At 63.7% G+C, this 17,071-nt stretch carries 18 protein-coding genes; 8 read left to right on the top strand and 10 right to left on the bottom strand.

Annotation, left to right across the window (positions count from 1 at the left end):
- Positions 1–47: 47 nt before the first annotated feature.
- On the top strand, positions 48–782 hold the full coding sequence (locus AC5QPF_RS10565) for a phosphoadenylyl-sulfate reductase (RefSeq protein ID WP_494963162.1): 735 nt from the start codon (positions 48–50) through the stop codon (positions 780–782).
- Positions 783–838: 56 nt separating this feature from the next.
- On the opposite strand, the gene cysB is transcribed toward AC5QPF_RS10565, so the two are convergent.
- From cysB to AC5QPF_RS10550, 3 genes are all read right to left on the bottom strand, one after another.
- A complete protein-coding gene (gene cysB / locus AC5QPF_RS10560) occupies positions 839–1,813 on the bottom strand; it encodes an HTH-type transcriptional regulator CysB (protein WP_494963161.1) in 975 nt (324 codons plus the stop codon).
- A 122-nt stretch (positions 1,814–1,935) separates the two neighbouring features.
- Complete coding sequence (locus AC5QPF_RS10555) at positions 1,936–2,433, bottom strand: universal stress protein (protein WP_330074703.1); 498 nt, start codon at positions 2,431–2,433, stop codon at positions 1,936–1,938.
- 83 nt (positions 2,434–2,516) lie between these two features.
- Positions 2,517–3,425, bottom strand: coding sequence for a 5'-nucleotidase (locus AC5QPF_RS10550; RefSeq protein WP_494963160.1), 909 nt, complete (start codon positions 3,423–3,425; stop codon positions 2,517–2,519).
- 291 nt (positions 3,426–3,716) lie between these two features.
- On the opposite strand from AC5QPF_RS10550, the gene AC5QPF_RS10545 reads away from it, so the two are divergent.
- The gene (locus tag AC5QPF_RS10545) at positions 3,717–4,793 is read left to right on the top strand and encodes a 3-deoxy-7-phosphoheptulonate synthase (protein ID WP_494963159.1); all 1,077 of its coding nucleotides are present in this window, start codon (positions 3,717–3,719) and stop codon (positions 4,791–4,793) included.
- A gap of 90 nt (positions 4,794–4,883) precedes the next feature.
- Here the strand turns inward: AC5QPF_RS10545 and AC5QPF_RS10540 are convergent, their stop codons facing one another.
- Positions 4,884–5,165: a GNAT family N-acetyltransferase gene (locus AC5QPF_RS10540; protein ID WP_494963158.1), complete on the bottom strand. Its 282-nt coding sequence runs from the start codon at positions 5,163–5,165 to the stop codon at positions 4,884–4,886.
- A gap of 509 nt (positions 5,166–5,674) precedes the next feature.
- Here AC5QPF_RS10540 and oprI point away from each other — a divergent pair.
- Positions 5,675–5,926 (top strand): outer membrane lipoprotei OprI, encoded by a 252-nt coding sequence (gene oprI, locus AC5QPF_RS10535; RefSeq protein WP_037058464.1) that lies wholly within the window; start codon positions 5,675–5,677, stop codon positions 5,924–5,926.
- Between the two features lie 174 nt (positions 5,927–6,100).
- Here the strand turns inward: oprI and AC5QPF_RS10530 are convergent, their stop codons facing one another.
- The 3 genes from AC5QPF_RS10530 to AC5QPF_RS10520 form a co-directional block, all read right to left on the bottom strand.
- Entirely contained in the window at positions 6,101–7,081 is a 981-nt protein-coding gene (locus AC5QPF_RS10530) for a L,D-transpeptidase family protein (protein WP_494963157.1), read from the bottom strand.
- 93 nt (positions 7,082–7,174) lie between these two features.
- Entirely contained in the window at positions 7,175–7,456 is a 282-nt protein-coding gene (locus tag AC5QPF_RS10525) for a hypothetical protein (RefSeq protein ID WP_330074699.1), read from the bottom strand.
- A gap of 56 nt (positions 7,457–7,512) precedes the next feature.
- Entirely contained in the window at positions 7,513–8,118 is a 606-nt protein-coding gene (locus AC5QPF_RS10520) for a GDSL-type esterase/lipase family protein (RefSeq protein ID WP_494963156.1), read from the bottom strand.
- A 10-nt stretch (positions 8,119–8,128) separates the two neighbouring features.
- Between AC5QPF_RS10520 and AC5QPF_RS10515 the strand changes: the two genes are divergently transcribed.
- The 3 genes from AC5QPF_RS10515 to greB are packed head-to-tail and all read left to right on the top strand — an operon-like array spanning position 8,129 to position 11,844.
- Positions 8,129–8,812, top strand: coding sequence for an ATP-binding cassette domain-containing protein (locus AC5QPF_RS10515; RefSeq protein ID WP_494963155.1), 684 nt, complete (start codon positions 8,129–8,131; stop codon positions 8,810–8,812).
- Positions 8,813–11,320, top strand: coding sequence for an FtsX-like permease family protein (locus tag AC5QPF_RS10510; RefSeq protein ID WP_494963154.1), 2,508 nt, complete (start codon positions 8,813–8,815; stop codon positions 11,318–11,320).
- A 50-nt stretch (positions 11,321–11,370) separates the two neighbouring features.
- Positions 11,371–11,844, top strand: a complete 474-nt coding sequence (gene greB / locus AC5QPF_RS10505; RefSeq protein ID WP_494963153.1) for a transcription elongation factor GreB — start codon at positions 11,371–11,373, stop codon at positions 11,842–11,844.
- Positions 11,845–11,887: 43 nt separating this feature from the next.
- Here greB and AC5QPF_RS10500 read toward each other — a convergent pair whose 3' ends face one another.
- From AC5QPF_RS10500 to AC5QPF_RS10490, 3 genes are all read right to left on the bottom strand, one after another.
- Positions 11,888–12,196, bottom strand: a complete 309-nt coding sequence (locus AC5QPF_RS10500) for a hypothetical protein (protein WP_494963152.1) — start codon at positions 12,194–12,196, stop codon at positions 11,888–11,890.
- 217 nt (positions 12,197–12,413) lie between these two features.
- Positions 12,414–12,848, bottom strand: a complete 435-nt coding sequence (locus AC5QPF_RS10495) for a DoxX family membrane protein (RefSeq protein ID WP_494963151.1) — start codon at positions 12,846–12,848, stop codon at positions 12,414–12,416.
- Between the two features lie 103 nt (positions 12,849–12,951).
- Positions 12,952–14,376, bottom strand: coding sequence for a transglycosylase SLT domain-containing protein (locus tag AC5QPF_RS10490; RefSeq protein ID WP_494963150.1), 1,425 nt, complete (start codon positions 14,374–14,376; stop codon positions 12,952–12,954).
- Positions 14,377–14,541: 165 nt separating this feature from the next.
- Here AC5QPF_RS10490 and AC5QPF_RS10485 point away from each other — a divergent pair, with 165 nt between their 5' ends.
- Positions 14,542–15,348 carry a TatD family hydrolase gene (locus AC5QPF_RS10485; RefSeq protein ID WP_494963149.1) on the top strand — a complete coding sequence of 269 codons (807 nt, stop codon included), beginning with the start codon at positions 14,542–14,544 and terminating at the stop codon, positions 15,346–15,348.
- Between the two features lie 95 nt (positions 15,349–15,443).
- Positions 15,444–16,922 (top strand): methyl-accepting chemotaxis protein, encoded by a 1,479-nt coding sequence (locus AC5QPF_RS10480; protein WP_494963148.1) that lies wholly within the window; start codon positions 15,444–15,446, stop codon positions 16,920–16,922.
- Positions 16,923–17,071: the final 149 nt, after the last annotated feature.

Below are 17,071 nucleotides of genomic sequence, written 5' to 3'. Positions count from 1 at the left end.
GCCCCACTACGAGCGCCAAGCGCCATTCAATAGACGGAAGCCGCCTGATGAGCCAACCTTTCGACGTCGCCGCCCTGGCCGCGACCTATGCCAACAAGTCCCCGCAGGACATCCTCAAGCTCGCCTTCGAGCACTTCGGCGACGACCTGTGGATTTCCTTCAGCGGCGCCGAAGACGTGGTGCTGGTGCACATGGCCCGCAAGATCAACCGCAACGTCAAGGTCTTCAGCCTCGACACCGGCCGCCTGCATCCGGAGACCTACCGCTTCATCGATCGCGTGCGCGAGGAGTTCAACCTGCCGATCGAGATCCTCTCGCCGGACCGCGACAAGCTCGACCCGTTCGTCAAGGAAAAGGGCCTGTTCAGCTTCTACAAGGACGGCCACGGCGAATGCTGCGGCATCCGCAAGATCGAGCCGCTGCGGCGCAAGCTGGCCACCGTCAGCGCCTGGGCCACCGGCCAGCGCCGCGACCAGAGCCCGGGCACCCGCAGCCAGGTGGCCGCGCTGGAAATCGACAGCGCCTTCTCCACCCCGGAGCGCCCCCTGTACAAGTTCAACCCGCTCGCGCAGATGACCAGCGAGGAAGTCTGGGGCTACATCCGTATGCTCGAGCTGCCGTACAACAGCCTGCATGAGCGCGGCTTCATCAGCATCGGCTGCGAGCCCTGCACCCGTCCGGTACTGCCGAACCAGCACGAGCGTGAAGGCCGCTGGTGGTGGGAAGAGTCGACCCAGAAGGAATGCGGGCTGCATGCCGGCAACCTGATCAGCAAGGCCTGATCGAGACATGAAAAAACCGGCCGAGGCCGGTTTTTTCATGTCTGCGAAGCTGCGGGTCAGTGCACCGGCAGCTCGACGCCCTCGAACAGCTCTTCCAGTTCCTGCTTGTTGTGGCACTGGATCGCCTTGGCCATCACTTCACGGGTCAGGTGCGGAGCGAACTTCTCGATGAAATCGCACATGAACCCACGCAGGAAGGTGCCGCGGCGGAAGCCGATCTTGGTGATGCTGGACTCGAACAGCTCGCTGGCATCGAGAACCACCAGGTCGTTGTCCAGTTTCGGATCGACCGCCATCTTGGCGACGATGCCGACACCCAAACCGAGGCGTACGTAAGTCTTGATGACGTCGGCATCGGCGGCGGTGAACACCACCTTCGGGGTCAGGCCACGGTGGCTGAAGGCTTCGTCCAGCTTGGAACGACCGGTGAAACCGAACACGTAGGTGACGATCGGGTACTCGGCCAGCACTTCCAGGGTCAGCTTCGGCAGCTTGGTCAGCGGGTGGCCCTGAGGCACAACCACGCAACGGTTCCAGCGGTAGCACGGCATCATCACCAGGTCACCGAACAGCTCCAGCGCCTCGGTGGCGATGGCGAAGTCAACGGTGCCGTCGGCGGCCATCTCGGCGATCTGCATCGGCGAGCCCTGGTGCATGTGCAGGGCCACTTCCGGGTACTGCTTGATGAACGAGCTGATCACCGGCGGCAGCGCATAGCGCGCCTGGGTGTGGGTGGTAGCGATCGACAGGGTGCCCTTCTTCTCGTTGGAGAATTCCTGGGCGATCTGCTTGATGCTCTCGACCTTGCGCAGGATTTCCCCGGCGGTGTTGATGATCCGCTCACCGGCCGGGGTGACGCGGGTCAGGTGCTTGCCGCTGCGGGCAAACACTTCCACGCCCAGCTCGTCTTCCAACAGGCGAATCTGCTTGCTGATCCCCGGTTGGGAGGTGTACAGGCTCTGCGCTGTCGCGGAAACGTTGAGGTCGTGGTGCGCCACTTCCCAGATGTAGCGCAATTGTTGAAGCTTCATAGGTATCCCTCAGAGGCTGGGCGTCACCGGCAACAGCGACGAGTTATAACTATATTAGTGGTCAGGAGAATAAATCTAGAACAATTTCACCAGTTTTCTTACATGCGGTACGGAAAAAGCCCTCATAGTTTGCGACGACCAAGATGCTGGGCGAGCGGCACCATGTACACCGGCACCGGCGACAGCTGCAGGATGCGCACGGCGGTGCGGCCAATCGGGATCTCCACCCCGGCGCCATGGCTGTGGCTGCCGACGATGAGCAGGTCGACATTCAGGCGCTGCGCCTGCTCCAGGATCACTTCAGCCGGGTCTCCCTGTCGTACCCGCACTGCGCGGATCAGCGCCAGGTCTTCCTGGTCGCCCAGTTCGTCGCGGAAATTCTCCAGGACCCGTTGTTCGATATTGGCCATGACGGTGTTCACGCCCTGGCTGTGCAACTGGTCCAGCGTCTGTTCGTCGAGGTAACTCTGCAGCAGCGATTCAGCGAATTGCCCCATAGGCTCCACGGCATGGATCACGTAGAGCTCGGCATTGAAAGTACGCGCCAGGGCCAGCGCGTGTTGCATGACATAAGGCGCGTACACACCGAGGTCCGTGGCGTACAACATCGAACGGATCATTTGACCTCCTCGACTGCCGAAACGGCAGGGCAAGCTTCAGCTTAGCAGCGCCAAACCGACGCGCAGGCCCCGTCCGGCGGGGCTCAGACCGGATCCGGCTGGTTGCTGATGCCATGCGGTACGTGGCCGGTGGCGACTACCTTGCCGGCGCGTTCGCAGTGCCCGGTCTGATCGTCGAAGAACACGTCGGCGGCGAAGGCTTCGAGGAATGCCGACTTGTCCAGACCGCCAAGGAACAGCGATTCGTCGAGGCGAATGTCCCACTCGCGCAGGGTGCGGATCACCCGCTCATGGGCAGGTGCCGAACGGGCAGTGACCAGCGCGGTACGGATCGGACAGGCCTCGCTGGGGAACTCCCGCTGCAGCAGGTTCAGCGCAGCGAGGAACGGCTTGAACGGCCCGCCGCGCAGGGCCAGACGTGCGGACTGGCGCTCGTTGGCCTGGAAGGCTTCCAGGCCACCCAACTGGTAGACCCGCTCGGACTCATCGGAAAACAGCACCGCATCGCCATCGAAGGCGATGCGCAGTTCGTCGGTGGCTTCACGGCGGGCGCCGCCGGAAAGAATGGTGGCGGCGGCGAAACCGGCGTCGAGGGCGCTGCGCACGTCGCCCGCGTCAGTGGAGAGGAACAGGTGGCAGCCGAATGCCGCCAGGTATGGATAGGGGCTGCGCCCGCCGACGAAGGCCGCGCGGGAGATGCCCAGGCCGTAGTGCTCGATGGAGTTGAACACGCGCAGGCCGGTGTCGGCGCTGTTACGCGAGACCAGCACCACCTCGACCCGCGGCTGGCCGAGCACCTCGTTCAGGCCCAGCAGCTTTTCCACCAGCAGGAACGCATCGCCGGGGGCCAGGTGTTCGTCTTCATGCTCGATCTGGTACTGGCGATAAGCGTCGACGCCCTCGGCGAGGAACAGCCGATGGCTCTCGCTCAGGTCGAACAGCGCTCGCGAGGAAATTGCCACTACCAGTTTGTCGCCCAGGCCTTTGTTCATCTGTTTCTCCATCAATTGGGGCTGCCTTGCAGCCCTTCGCGGGCAAGCCACGCTCCTGCAGCGCGCAGGCGCAGACCCCCGCTGCAAAAAACCATCGCCTGATTATGCCCGTAGCCACTTTAGTCGCAAAACCCGCTCCCAAAGGCCCGAACCGCCGCGCATTCAGGCGTTTACCCATTGTCGAACAAAGGCTTTACGCGCTAAGGTTCCGCTCCCCGCTGAGCTCAATCATGCTGCTCCGCCGCACGGGGATCGCTGGCGGCCGGCATCCGTGACCTGACGAGTAACACGATGGCTGATTTACCGATCGACGACCTAAACGTTGCCTCCAACGAGACCCTGATCACGCCAGATCAGCTCAAGAAGGAGATTCCACTCAGCGCCACCGCGCTTCAGACCGTGACCGCGGGCCGTGAAGTGGTGCGCAATATCCTCGACGGCAAGGATCATCGCCTGTTCGTCGTGGTCGGCCCCTGCTCCATCCATGACATCAAGGCCGCCCATGAATACGCCGAGCGCCTCAAGGTGCTCGCCGCGGAAGTCTCCGACACCCTGTACCTGGTGATGCGCGTCTACTTCGAGAAACCGCGGACCACCGTCGGCTGGAAAGGCCTGATCAACGACCCGTACCTGGATGACTCGTTCAAGATCCAGGACGGCCTGCACATCGGTCGCCAACTGCTTCTGGACCTGGCAGAAATGGGCCTGCCCACCGCCACCGAAGCCCTCGACCCGATCTCCCCGCAGTACCTGCAGGACCTGATCAGCTGGTCGGCCATCGGCGCCCGCACCACCGAATCCCAGACCCACCGCGAAATGGCTTCCGGCCTGTCCTCGGCGGTCGGTTTCAAGAACGGCACCGACGGCGGCCTGACCGTGGCCATCAACGCCCTGCAATCGGTCTCCAGCCCGCATCGCTTCCTCGGCATCAACCAGGAAGGCGGCGTGTCCATCGTCACCACCAAGGGCAACGCCTACGGTCACGTGGTCCTGCGCGGCGGCAACGGCAAGCCGAACTATGACTCGGTCAGCGTCGCCCTGTGCGAGCAGGCACTGAACAAGGCCAAGATCAAACCGAACATCATGGTCGACTGCAGCCACGCCAACTCCAACAAGGACCCGGCCCTGCAGCCGCTGGTGATGGAGAACGTCGCCAACCAGATCCTCGAAGGCAACCAGTCGATCATCGGCCTCATGGTGGAAAGCCACCTGAACTGGGGGGCGCAGTCGATTCCCAAGGATCTCGACCAGTTGCAGTACGGTGTGTCCATCACCGACGCCTGCATAGACTGGGACGCTACCGCCAACACCCTGCGCAGCATGCGCAACAAGCTCAAGGACGTGCTGCCTCAGCGCAACCGCGGCTGATAGCGGAACCAACGAAAACGCCGGGCATAGGCCCGGCGTTTTCGTGTCTGGAAGATGCTCGCGGTGATCGGCGGCGCGGGCTCCCGAGGTTCAGACGCTGGAAGAGTGCTTCTGGTGCCGCTCCATGTAGCGTTCGACATAGGAGCAGGAAGGAATGACGGTGTAGCCGCGCTCTTCGGCGTAGGCCAGCGCCCGTTCGGTGAGTGCCGCAGCAATGCCGCGACCGCGCAGGGCGTTCGGCACGAAGGTGCGATAGATATCCAGGGTCTGCTTACCCAGGTCCATGTACGTCAGGTAAGCACGATGACCGTCCACGTTGGTCTCGAATTGATGACCAGCCTGGTCATGGTGGATGGACAACGCCTCGCTCATCACTACTCCTCGCGGGTTTTGTAACAAAACCCTACCTTAACCGATGTTTGTCCGGCGAAGGAACCTCTACGCCACCCCGTGCCCCTTTGGACAGCGAGAAAAGCCTGCTCGTTCTCTGGGCAACTGAGCACGTTACAAATAGTAGGCGCCCCTTGCCCGGATGCTCAAGGTACCGGTCGGAAAATTTCCCGCCCGGGGCCTGCACACGTTGCCTTGGGCAACGTCACGAACAGCAACCGGATGATCCGTTTGTTGTGACGCAACTTGACACTAAAAGTCACCTTTAGTTCAACAAAAAGTACTTTTACAAGAACGCGTTACACTAGCAGAGGCGCGAAACGCACGGTTTTCGTACACATCCCCTGTCAAGCGGGGTGACGAGGCATTTTTTTTCCAATTCTTGCGCTCCGTCAGTTTACTTACTACAAGTAATGGGTACTATGTACGCCGGCCAGTTTCTCTTTGTTGAGAGATGGCTATTTAATAGAAAGTCCTTGAAGGGGAACACGATGAACAACGTTCTGAAATTCTCTGCTCTGGCTCTGGCCGCAGTTCTGGCTACCGGTTGCAGCAGCGTATCCAAAGAAACCGAAGCTCGTCTGACTGCTACCGAAGACGCAGCAGCTCGTGCACAAGCTCGTGCCGACGAAGCGTATCGCAAAGCCGACGACGCTCTGGCTGCCGCTCAGAAAGCTCAGCAGACCGCTGACGAAGCCAACGAGCGCGCTCTGCGCATGCTGGAAAAAGCCAGCCGCAAGTAATAATCCCTCGGGATTGTTATTTGAAGCCGACCCACTTGTGGGTCGGCTTTTTTATTGGGCGCTAGATGCAAACGGATAGATTCGCTGGCGCACCACAAGAGCACCGTAGCGCTGATTCCCGCCGGCAATAAAAAAGCAGCCCCTGAGGACTGCTCTTTCTTTGAAGCCTGACGCTTACTGTTGCTGATAAGGATTGCTGGAAATGATTGGCACATTGCCACCAGGCGCCATGGGCACGGCGATCTCTACCGGCATGCCATCTTCGGCCGCAACCACATCGCGCACCATGTCCCAGTTCATCTGCACGTTGTTGGCCAGGTCTTCACGCTTGAGCAGCGCGTTGATCACCGCGGTGTGCTTGTCCACCACCGAAGGATCGCCCTTGTCGTCCAGAGGCGTGTGCGCTTCCAGGTAGATCTTGCCACCACTGACACCGAACTTGTAAGGCTCGTTGATGATCCGCACTGGCGTGCCGACCGGCGCCATCTTCGCCAGCTCCAGCACGTTGTTGTTGAACATGCGGAAGCAGCCGTGGCTGGTGCGCATGCCGATGCCGAACTTCTTGTTTGAACCGTGGATCAGGTAGCCCGGCACGCCCAAGGTGAACTTGAACGGGCCCAGCGGGTTGTCCGGACCGGCCGGTACCACGTTCGGCAGCGGATCGCCGTCGGCAGCGTGCTCGGCCTTGATCGAGGCCGGCGGGGTCCAGGTCGGGTTCGGCGTCTTGGCCGTGACCTTGGTCGCTGCGATCGGCGAACCCCAGCCTTCACGGCCGATACCCAGCGGGTAGGTGTGCACCACGTTCTCGCCTTTCGGGTAGTAGTACATGCGGTACTCGGCGAGGTTGATGACGATGCCTTCACGCGGGCCCGGCGGCAGGATGAACCGGGTCGGCAGGATGATCTCGGTGCCGGCGCCCGGCAGCCACGGGTCTACGCCCGGGTTGGCGGCGACCATTTCCAGGTAGCCCAGGTCACCGGCGGTGCCGATGTCGGCGAAGGTGTCCTCGTACTTGGCCTTGATCACCTGGACCTGGCCAATGATGTCTTCGCCTGGCGGCGGCAGGGGAAACTCCAGCGCAGCAACGGGACCGGCCGCGATCAGGGCGGCGGCCAGGGACAGGCAACGGGTGACGGCGGGCAAGCGCGGCAACATCCGGGAAATCCTTCGCAAATTCGGGGTGAAGACAGCGATTGTACACCGCTGTAGGAAAATTCGGCATACAGGGCTGCCAGGCGGCCTTGATACTTAAAGCTCAGGCCAGACCGGCCTTGTACCTTTACGCTGGGCTTCCAGGATAGCCCGGCACAGCGGGCACAGGCGGCGGTCACGGTAGACGTTGCTCGGCACCCCGGACCAGCGCGGCTGCGCCGGCAGCAGGGTGCCGCAAAGCGTACGGTCGGCCGAACCACCCAGTTCGAGCTGACGGGCTACCAGATGGACGCGGATCTCCTGACAGGCGAACAGGTCGAGCTGCTCATCGGGCTCGATCAATTGATAGGCATACAGGGACCAGGCGGGACGCGGCATCGGGGGCTCCAAATCGGGGGCGCAACATTAGCCGAAAGCCGGTCACTATAAAAGCGTCAAAGCAGCGGTTTGATTGCCGGCCAGGCATTTTCCAGCAACTGCCCCTGAGCCCCTTGCGCCGGATGGATACCATCGGCTTGCATCAGCTCGGGATGACCACCGATGCCTTCGAGGAAGAACGGCACCAAGGGAACGTTTTTATCCCTGGCAAGATCGGAATAGACCTGAGCGAACGCTTTCGTATAGCGCGCGCCGTAGTTCGGCGGCAGTTGCATGCCCAGCAGCAGCACCTTGGCCCCGGCCGCACGGGACTTGTCGATCATCGAGGCAAGATTTTGTTGCAATTGCGCAGGAAGCTGCCCCCGCAGGCCATCATTGCCGCCCAGTTCAAGCACCACCAGGCTAGGCTTGTGCGCGGAAAGCAGCGCCGGCAGCCGCGCCTGGCCACCGGCACTGGTGTCGCCGCTGACCGAGGCATTGACCACCTTGTCATCGAAACCCTCGTCCCTGAGCCGCTTTTCCAGCAAGGCAACCCAACCCTGGCGGGTATCCAGGCCAAAAGCGGCGCTGATACTATCGCCGACGATCAACACCGTACCCGCCGCTGCGTTCTGCGCCATGCACAGCAAGGCCAGGCCAGCACTCAATAACCACACTCGCATCGGATTCTCCATGGGCCCCAGCATTCTCATTGCGCGGAACCTTAGCAAAGTGGTTCCCAGCGCGGAAGGCAACCTGACCATCCTCCACGAACTGTCCCTGGAACTGCAGGAAGGCGACAGTCTGGCAATCATCGGCGCCTCGGGTTCCGGCAAGTCCACCCTCCTTGGCCTGCTCGCCGGTCTCGACCAGCCCAGCGCCGGTGCGGTGACCCTGGCCGGCCACGACCTCGGCCCGCTGGACGAAGACCAACGAGCCAAGGTCCGCGCGGAGCATGTCGGCTTCGTGTTCCAGTCGTTCCAGTTGCTCGACAGCCTCAACGCCCTGGAAAACGTCATGCTGCCACTGGAGCTGGATGGCCGCCGCGACGCCCGCGAACACGCGCGCACCCTGCTGGAGCGGGTCGGTCTGGGCCAGCGCCTGAGCCATTCGCCACGCCAGCTTTCCGGTGGCGAGCAGCAGCGCGTGGCCATCGCCCGCGCCTTTGCCGCCGAGCCCGACGTGCTGTTCGCCGACGAGCCCACCGGCAACCTCGACAGCCACACCGGCGAGCGCATCAGTGACCTGTTGTTCGAACTGAACAAGGAACGCGGCACCACCCTGGTCCTGGTGACCCACGACGAACGCCTGGCGCGCCGCTGCCGCCGGCAGATCCGCCTGGACGCGGGTCATATGGTCAGCCCGATGGAGCCCTAGATGGCACACCTGTCCCTGCTTCGCCTGCTCACCCTCGCCATACGCCAGTTGCTGCGCGATGCCCGCGCCGGCGAATTGCGCGTGCTGTTCTTCGGCCTGCTGGTGGCCGTGGCGGCGAGTACTGCGATCGGTTACTTCGGCGCCCGCCTCAACGGCGCCATGCTCCTGCGTGCCACTGAGTTCCTCGGCGCCGACCTGGTGTTGCAGGGCAGCTCGCCGGCCAGCGCCGAGCAGGTGCAACGCGGCAAAGACCTGGGCCTGGCCCATGCCCAGGTGGTGGAGTTCTCCAGCGTGATCGCTACCGACAATGGCATCCAGCTCTCCAGCGTCAAGGCCGCCGACGCGGCTTATCCGCTGCGCGGCGAACTGCGCAGTGCCGGCGAGCCCTATGGTGCCGAAACCGTCGGTGGCGGACCTGCGCCGGGTGAAGCCTGGGTCGAATCGCGCTTGCTGGCGGCTCTCAACCTGAAGATCGGCGACAGCGTCGACGTCGGCATGAAGACCCTGCGCCTGAGCCGGGTGCTGACCTACGAGCCGGACCGCGCCGGCAACTTCTACAGCCTCACCCCGCGGGTGATGATCAACCTCGCCGACCTCGACGCCACCGGCGTGGTCCAGCCCGGCAGCCGGGTGACCTACCGCGAGCTGTGGCGCGGTGACGCCCTGGTCCTCGCCGACTACCGCCAGTTCCTCGATAAAAGCCTCGCTCCCAACCAGCGCATCCGCGATGCCCGCGACGGCAACCAGCAGATCGGCGGCGCCTTGGGCAAGGCCGAGCGCTATCTGAACATGGCCAGCCTGGTGGCGGTGCTGCTGGCCGGTGTGGCGGTGGCACTGTCTGCCAGCCGCTTCGCGGTGCGCCGCTTCGATGCCAGCGCGCTGCTGCGCTGCCTGGGCCTGTCGAGGCGCCAGGCGCTGACCCTCTTCTGTTTGCAACTGGCGATTCTCGGCAGCCTCGCCGCCCTGGCCGGCGCCCTGCTCGGCTGGCTGGCACAGTTGGGACTGTTCGCCCTGCTCGACGGTCTGCTGCCAGCCGAAATTCCAGATGGTGGCGTAGCTCCGGCGCTGGCCGGAATCGCCACCGGCCTGGTGGCTCTGGCCGGCTTCGCCCTGCCGCCACTGGCTGCACTGGGCCGGGTACCGCCATTGAGGGTATTGCGCCGCGACCTGCTGCCGGTACCTCCGAGCAGTTGGCTGGTATACGGCGCGGCGATCCTCGCCCTGGGCCTGATCATGTGGCGCCTGAGCCTTGACCTGCTGCTGACTTTCGCCCTGCTCGGTGGCGGCCTGATCGCCGCGCTGTTGCTCGGCGGCCTGTTGCTGATCGGCCTGCGCAGCCTGCGGCGGATGCTGGCCGGCGCTCCCCTGCCCTGGCGCCTCGGCCTGGGCCAGTTGCTCCGTCATCCGCTGGCCGCCGCCGGACAATCCCTGGCCTTCGGCCTGATCCTACTGGCCATGGGCCTGATCACCCTGCTGCGCATCGAGCTGCTGGATACCTGGCACAACCAGTTGCCGGCCGATGCACCGAACTACTTCGCGCTGAACATCCTCCCGGACGATAAAGCGAACTTCTCCAAGCAACTCGATGCGTTCTCCACCCATGCCGCGCCGCTGTACCCGGTGGTGCCAGGACGCCTCACCCAGATCAACGGCGAGGCGGTGCAGCAAATGGTCACCAAGGACTCCGCCGGCGACCGCGCCGTGCAGCGCGACCTGAGCCTGACCTGGGCCGCCGAACTGCCGGAAGGCAACGCCCTCAGCGCCGGCCAGTGGTGGCAAGTGCCACCGCCGAGCAATGACATTCCTGGCGTCTCGGTGGAAGCGAAGCTGGCGGAAAGCCTCAAGCTCAAGCTCGGCGACCGCCTGACCTTCGTCATCGGCGGCGAACAGCGCGAAGCCGTGGTCAGCAGCCTGCGCACGGTCAACTGGGACAGCTTCCAGCCGAACTTCTACATGATCTTCCAGCCCGGCACCCTGCAGGGCCTGCCGGCCACCTACCTGACCAGCTTCTACCTGGCGCCGGGCAACGATCAGCCGATCATCGCGCTGTCGCGGGCCTTCCCGGCGGCGACCATCCTCCAGGTCGATGCCCTGCTCGAGCAATTGCGTAGCATCCTCGCCCAGGTCACCCTCGCGGTGCAGTACGTGTTGCTGTTCGTCCTCGCCGCGGGCCTGGCGGTGCTGTTCGCCGGGTTGCAGGCGACCCTCGACGAACGCATCCGCCAAGGCGCCCTGCTCCGCGCCCTCGGCGCCGGACGGGTGTTGCTGGTCAAGGCGCGGCGCATCGAGTTCGGCCTGCTCGGCGCGGCCAGCGGGGTGCTCGCCGCCATCGGGTGCGAGCTGATTACCTGGGTGCTGTACCGCTATGCCTTCGACCTGGACTGGGCGCCGCACCCGTGGCTGCTGATGCTGCCGGTGGCCGGAGCGGTGCTGGTGGGCGGTGCCGGCGTGCTCGGCACCCGCCGCGCGTTGAATGCCAGCCCGTTGGCGGTGCTGCGCGAAGGCTGAGCACGCGGTACTCTCTTGCCCCTGACGCAAGGTCCGCCCAGGAGAAGGCATTGGCTACCAACATCATCACCCGCGAGGGTCACGAGGCACTGAAGGCGGAACTGGATCATCTCTGGCGCGTGTACCGGCCGGAGATCACCCAGAAAGTCGCCTGGGCCGCCTCACTGGGCGATCGCAGCGAGAACGCCGACTACCAGTACAACAAAAAGCTGCTGCGCGAAATCGACCGCCGCGTGCGCTACCTGCGCAAGCGCTTGGAAGACGTCAAGGTGGTGGACTACGGGGCGGAGCAGGAAGGCCGGGTGTTCTTCGGCGCCTGGGTTGAGATCGAGAACGAGGATGGCGAGACGATGAAGTTTCGCATCGTCGGCTATGACGAGATCTATGGACGCAACGACTACATCTCGGTGGATTCGCCCATGGCGCGGGCGCTGTTGAAGAAAGAGAAGGATGACGAGGTGGTGGTGCAGACGCCGACCGGGGAAGCAACCTGGTATGTGAACAGCATCAGTTATCCGCACTGATCAGACGGCCTATCGCTGGCAAGCCAGCGACAGGCCGTCAAGCTCAAGCGCGGGTAATGAGCCCCTGCCGCGCAATCCGGGTCAACTGCCCGATCACCTCGGCCGCTTGCTCCTTGCCGGGCGCCTGCACCACCGCCAGGTCGAAACGGTCGTCGGCGAACTCCGCCAGCGAAGTCCCAAGGTCGACGAACTGGATCAACAAAGCCGTGGCGCGGCCCTTGCGGCGAGGCCAGCCATCGAGGAAGCGGACGAGGGTCGGTTGGTGCGGGCCGCTCAGCAGCACGCGCGGGGTGCGCGCCGACTGGCTGGAAGGCAGGGGGGTCAGACAGACACTGGAACGTGGGCAACTCATGGAGTTCATATTCTCCGCCTCGCAGATCCCGCTGGGCTGCGGTGGGAGGCATCACCGAACCAGCGTTTTAGCGGTATTCGGATCACCTCGAAGGGCTCTCCCGCGCCCCGCAAGTAGCTGTTTAAATCGGCGCAGGTGGGCATCCTAGAGAAGCCCCTCACAGACTGTCAACACGACCAATGACAAAGGGCCTGCATTGCAGGCCCTTTGATTGTCTTCAACTTTTCGAAATTGCCCCATCCAGCGAAGCCCGGCCAGCCCCCTCGATCAGCACCGCCACCGCACCACCCAGCAGGGCCAGGGCGAACTCGTAGCCGTTGTTCTGCATGAACAGGCCGTTGCCGATGTGCACCGAGAAGATCGCCACCACCAGCAGCCCGATAAGCGCCAGCGCCGCCGGCCGTGCCAGCAAGCCGATGAACAGGGCCAGGCCGCCGAAGAATTCCGCGCCACCTGACAAGGTCGCCATCAGCATGCCGGGAGCCAGGCCGATGCTTTCCATGTACTGCGCGGTGCCGGCCAGACCGTAGCCGCCGAACATGCCGAAGAGCTTCTGCGCGCCGTGGGCCATGAAGATGATGCCGACGATGAGGCGCAGGACGGTGATACCCCAGCCGGCGCGGGTGGTCATTACGGAGTGGATGGCGTTCATGCTGTGTTCCTTACAAGGTGTGATGTGTTTGTTGGCGCCATAATAATCATATTATTCAATATGAAAATCGCAATTAATCCATCATAAAGATCGAATAACTGGATTATTTACGACCCTTCACCTTGTCGCTTCGGGAGGACTCCAACGTCTCCCGCTCCCGGTCGAAGGCCAGGAAGTACTTGTTGACGCTATTAACATAGCTGACCGGCCCCATTCCCACCTGCTCCAGGGCCACGCGCTCGACCTGGAAGAACCACTGGTTCGGATTCAGCCCGCGCCGCCGCGCCTCCCCGCGCATCGCCTGGACCCGCTCCGGGCCGAGGTTGTAGGCCGCCAGCACGAAGGCCATGCGCTCGCGCTCGTTGAGCTTGTTGCTGGAAAAGAACTTGCGCCGGATCAGCGCCAGGTAGCGGGCGCTGGCCTCGACATTGCCGTCGACGTTGTTGATATTGCCGACCCCGACCCGCTGCGCCGCGCTCGGGGTGATCTGCATCAGCCCATGGGCACCACCCGCTCCCCGGGCAGCCGGGTTCAGCGAGGACTCCTTGAAGGCCAGCGCGGCCAGGTTGAGCCAGTCGAGCTTCTGCGCCTCGGCATGCCGCTGCAGCACCGGACGCAGCTTGTCCAGGCGCTGCCGGTTAGCCCTGGCCAGCGGATAGTGAACTTTGTACAGGCGCCGATAGATGCGCTCGAACGCCACGTCCTGGTCCTCAGGCGCGCGGTAATTCTGGAGGAAACGGTCGACGCTGGCGTGCAGCATCACCGCCTCGCGCCGCATGTACCAATGGGTCGACTCCGGCTCGCTCAGGGTGACCTTGCGCTGGATGTTGAGCTTGGGCATGACCTTGTGCCAGCGCTCGGCGATCGGCTGTTCGACCACGGTCAACGGCAGGATGCCGCCCTGGACCATCTCCAATACGTCCTCGACCGCCAGGCTCGGGTCGATCCATTCGATCTTGATCGGCGCATGCTTGCGCAACGCCAGCTTCTGGTTGATCTCGTGCAGGGTGTCGGCGGCGGCGCTACCGGCCGGCAAGGCCAGGGTATGCCCGGACAGTTGCTCGACACGGCTGAAGGTGCGTTCGCCACGACGGCCCACCAGCACCAGCGGCACCCGTTCCAGCACCGGATCGCTGGCGCTGACGCCACGGGTCGAGGGCGGATCGAGCAGTTCCCCCGGTGCCACCAGGTCGCCCTCGCCGCGCTGCAGGGCGGCGATCAACTGCTCCTTGGCCTTGGGAATCAGCTTCAGGCGGATTTCCTGTCCGTCGCGGGCGCGGCCATTGAGGTAGTGCTCGAAGGCGCGCAGGCGGTAATACTCCACACCATAGGGCTGCCCCTTCACTTCGCCGGAACTGTTGCGACTCTGGTTGACCAGCACCCGCAGCTCGCGGCTGGCGCGGATCTGCGCCAGGTCGCGGTCCTTGCCGCTGCTGACCACCTGCGGCGGTCCGGCCAGGCGCGCGTTGGCCGGCCCCATAAAGAGCAGCCCGGCAAACAGCAGGATCAGCAGCAGGATTCGGGTCATCCGGTCTCCAGTAACAGGCCGTGATGGCGTGCGTGGCGTCATACTCTGCAGCAGCCGCGTGACAATTGACCGCAAATGACCACGACAACTCGTTGAAGTTCTTGTGTTTGTTGTTATTTTTCGGCCAAGTAATGGCTATTTGGCCGCGAATTCCGAGGTAGCACCATGCAACTCATCGACATCGGCGTCAATCTGACCAACGCCAGTTTCGCCGGCATCCACCAGGACGTGCTCGACCGCGCCGAAGCCGCCGGGGTGCGGCAGATGCTCCTGACCGGCACCAGCCTGGCAGGCAGCGAGGAAGCACTTGAACTGTGCCAACGCCTGGACGAGAGCGGCCAGCGCCTGTTCGCCACCGCCGGCGTGCACCCCCACGACGCCAGCCAATGGAACGTCGACAGCCCGCGCAACCTGCGCGCCCTGCTGGAGCAACCGCGAGTGCAGGCCGTGGGCGAATGCGGCCTGGATTTCAACCGCGACTTCTCGCCCCGCCCGCAACAGGAAAAGGCCCTGGAAGAGCAATTGGCGCTGGCCGTGGAACTGCAGATGCCGGTGTTCCTCCACGAACGCGACGCCAGCGAACGCCTGCTGCATATCCTCAAGGACTACCGCGATCACCTGACCGCCGCCGTGGTGCACTGCTTCACCGGCGAACGCGAGGCGCTGTTCGGCTATCTCGACCTCGACCTGCACATCGGCATCACCGGCTGGATCTGCGACGAGCGCCGCGGCACCCACCTGCACGGCCTGGTCGGCAATATCCCCGAAGGCCGACTGATGCTGGAAAGCGATGCGCCCTACCTGCTGCCGCGCAGCCTGCGGCCAAAACCGAAGAACGGTCGCAATGAGCCGGCATACTTGCCGGAAGTATTGCGTGAAGTGGCCCGCCATCGCGGCGAGTCCGAGGAACAGCTGGCAGCACATACAACCCTGTGTGCGCGACGCTTCTTCAACCTCCCGGAGCTGGCTTGACACATATCAAGATTTACGGCTGATTTGTCGACCAGAATGCTGGCACCTTGCCAAAAAACTTTCCGCTTAAACGCTTAATTCAGAGAAGACCTACCATGGGTGCCTGGCTTAGCAACATTTCCCTGAAGTACAAGTTCTGGGCTGTCAACGCAGTGGCCTTCGTCACCACGCTGTTCCTGGTGCTCTACGCGGTCTTCCTCGAACAGCAGGCGCGCGTCGACGAGGCCCGTGACCGCGCCGTCGCCGAAGCCCGCCTGCTGGCCGCCTGGCCCGCCGGGCAGGCGCTGCCGCAAGCCGCGCATATCCTTGCCTTCGCCCCCGGCCAGACACCCAGCTACCAGGGCCAGCCGCTGGCCAGCGTGACCAATGCCAGCGGCTGGGTCAGCCTGGAACCCTATGCACTCTTCGGCGAGGCGCCGCTGGCCGGTGCCCAGGTGATCAGCCGCGATGGCCAGCGGATCGCCGTGGTGGCACCGTCGCCCAGCTTCATGCAGGTCTACAGCGACCGCTTCGGCAACTACGCGGTATGCGTGCTGATCCTGATGCTGGCCATGCTGTGTGCTTCGCAGTTGCTGATCCGCTTCCTGCTGGCCCAGCTCAACACCCTCAAGGATGTGATCCTGCATGTGGAGAAGACCGGCGACCTGTCGGCGCGGGTGCCACTGTCCTGCGGTGACGAAGTGGGCCAGATGGCCAGCGCCTTCAACGCCATGCAGACCACCTACCACCGGGTGGTCAACACGGTTGCAGTGACCGCCGCACAACTGGACTCCGGCGCCGCACGCCTGGCCGCGAGCATGAGCGACGTACGCCAGGGCATGCTCGGCCAGCAGAGCGAGACCGACCAGGCGGCGACGGCGATCAACGAGATGTCCGCCACCGTCTACCACATCGCCCAGCATGCCGGCGCCACCCGCGACCTGTCGCAGACCGCCGACAGCCTGGCCGGCAGTGGCAAGGACGTGGTCAGCCGGGTGCAGACCTCGATCGCCGGACTGTCCAGCGGCGTGCAGCAGACCGCCGAAATGATTCGCCAGTTGGCCGACGACAGCCAGAAGATCAATGGCGTGGTCAATGTGATCCACAGCATTGCCGAACAGACCAACCTGCTCGCCCTCAACGCAGCCATCGAAGCCGCCCGCGCCGGTGACCTGGGTCGCGGTTTCGCCGTGGTCGCCGACGAGGTACGCAACCTGGCCAAACGCGTGCAGACGTCCACCGACGAAATCACCGAGATGGTGTCCGCGCTGCAGGCCGGTACCAAGGATGCCGTGGAGTTCATGACCGAAAGCTCATTCAAGGCCGACGATTGCGTGAAACAGGCCCAGGAAGCCGGGGAGGCTTTGGCAGAGATCACCGCCGCGGTGGCGCAGATGCGCGAGAGCAATACGCAGATCGCCGTGGCTGCCGAGCAGCAGAGCCAGGTGGCGGAGGAGATGAACCGGGCGGTAGTGAGCATTCGTGATGTGACCGAGGATACGGTGCAGCAGACGGTGTCTTCGGCGACTACCAGCAGTGAGCTGGCGACCCTGGCCGGGGAACTGAACAAGGTGATCGGGCAGTTGAAGCTCTAGAGTCCTTCAGGGCCTCATCGCGGGCAACGCCTGCTCCCACAGGGTTCGGCGGTGTACGCGGACATTGATTGGGAGCGGGCGTTGCCCGCGATGAAACCGCCACTGAAACACCTATCCCCCCGATCAATCCCCTCAATTGGCCCCACCTA

The organism is Pseudomonas sp. Con_6, from assembly GCF_059379395.1.
This window is presented reverse-complemented; position numbering and strand designations above follow the sequence as displayed.

What these genes read in the sequence shown, in the direction of transcription:
- AC5QPF_RS10555 (WP_330074703.1), bottom strand. Translation starts at nt 2,433, where the DNA reads ATGATCCGTTCGATGTTGTACGCCACGGACCTCGGTGTGTACGCGCCT.
- AC5QPF_RS10525 (WP_330074699.1), bottom strand. Translation starts at nt 7,456, where the DNA reads ATGCCGCGTCCCGCCTGGTCCCTGTATGCCTATCAATTGATCGAGCCC.
- AC5QPF_RS10545 (WP_494963159.1), top strand. Translation starts at nt 3,717, where the DNA reads ATGGCTGATTTACCGATCGACGACCTAAACGTTGCCTCCAACGAGACC.
- AC5QPF_RS10495 (WP_494963151.1), bottom strand. Translation starts at nt 12,848, where the DNA reads ATGAACGCCATCCACTCCGTAATGACCACCCGCGCCGGCTGGGGTATC.
- AC5QPF_RS10500 (WP_494963152.1), bottom strand. Translation starts at nt 12,196, where the DNA reads ATGAGTTGCCCACGTTCCAGTGTCTGTCTGACCCCCCTGCCTTCCAGC.
- AC5QPF_RS10540 (WP_494963158.1), bottom strand. Translation starts at nt 5,165, where the DNA reads ATGAGCGAGGCGTTGTCCATCCACCATGACCAGGCTGGTCATCAATTC.
- AC5QPF_RS10550 (WP_494963160.1), bottom strand. Translation starts at nt 3,425, where the DNA reads ATGAACAAAGGCCTGGGCGACAAACTGGTAGTGGCAATTTCCTCGCGA.
- cysB (WP_494963161.1), bottom strand. Translation starts at nt 1,813, where the DNA reads ATGAAGCTTCAACAATTGCGCTACATCTGGGAAGTGGCGCACCACGAC.
- AC5QPF_RS10515 (WP_494963155.1), top strand. Translation starts at nt 8,129, where the DNA reads ATGGGCCCCAGCATTCTCATTGCGCGGAACCTTAGCAAAGTGGTTCCC.
- AC5QPF_RS10530 (WP_494963157.1), bottom strand. Translation starts at nt 7,081, where the DNA reads ATGTTGCCGCGCTTGCCCGCCGTCACCCGTTGCCTGTCCCTGGCCGCC.
- AC5QPF_RS10565 (WP_494963162.1), top strand. Translation starts at nt 48, where the DNA reads ATGAGCCAACCTTTCGACGTCGCCGCCCTGGCCGCGACCTATGCCAAC.
- AC5QPF_RS10485 (WP_494963149.1), top strand. Translation starts at nt 14,542, where the DNA reads ATGCAACTCATCGACATCGGCGTCAATCTGACCAACGCCAGTTTCGCC.
- AC5QPF_RS10480 (WP_494963148.1), top strand. Translation starts at nt 15,444, where the DNA reads ATGGGTGCCTGGCTTAGCAACATTTCCCTGAAGTACAAGTTCTGGGCT.
- AC5QPF_RS10520 (WP_494963156.1), bottom strand. Translation starts at nt 8,118, where the DNA reads ATGCGAGTGTGGTTATTGAGTGCTGGCCTGGCCTTGCTGTGCATGGCG.
- AC5QPF_RS10490 (WP_494963150.1), bottom strand. Translation starts at nt 14,376, where the DNA reads ATGACCCGAATCCTGCTGCTGATCCTGCTGTTTGCCGGGCTGCTCTTT.
- AC5QPF_RS10510 (WP_494963154.1), top strand. Translation starts at nt 8,813, where the DNA reads ATGGCACACCTGTCCCTGCTTCGCCTGCTCACCCTCGCCATACGCCAG.
- oprI (WP_037058464.1), top strand. Translation starts at nt 5,675, where the DNA reads ATGAACAACGTTCTGAAATTCTCTGCTCTGGCTCTGGCCGCAGTTCTG.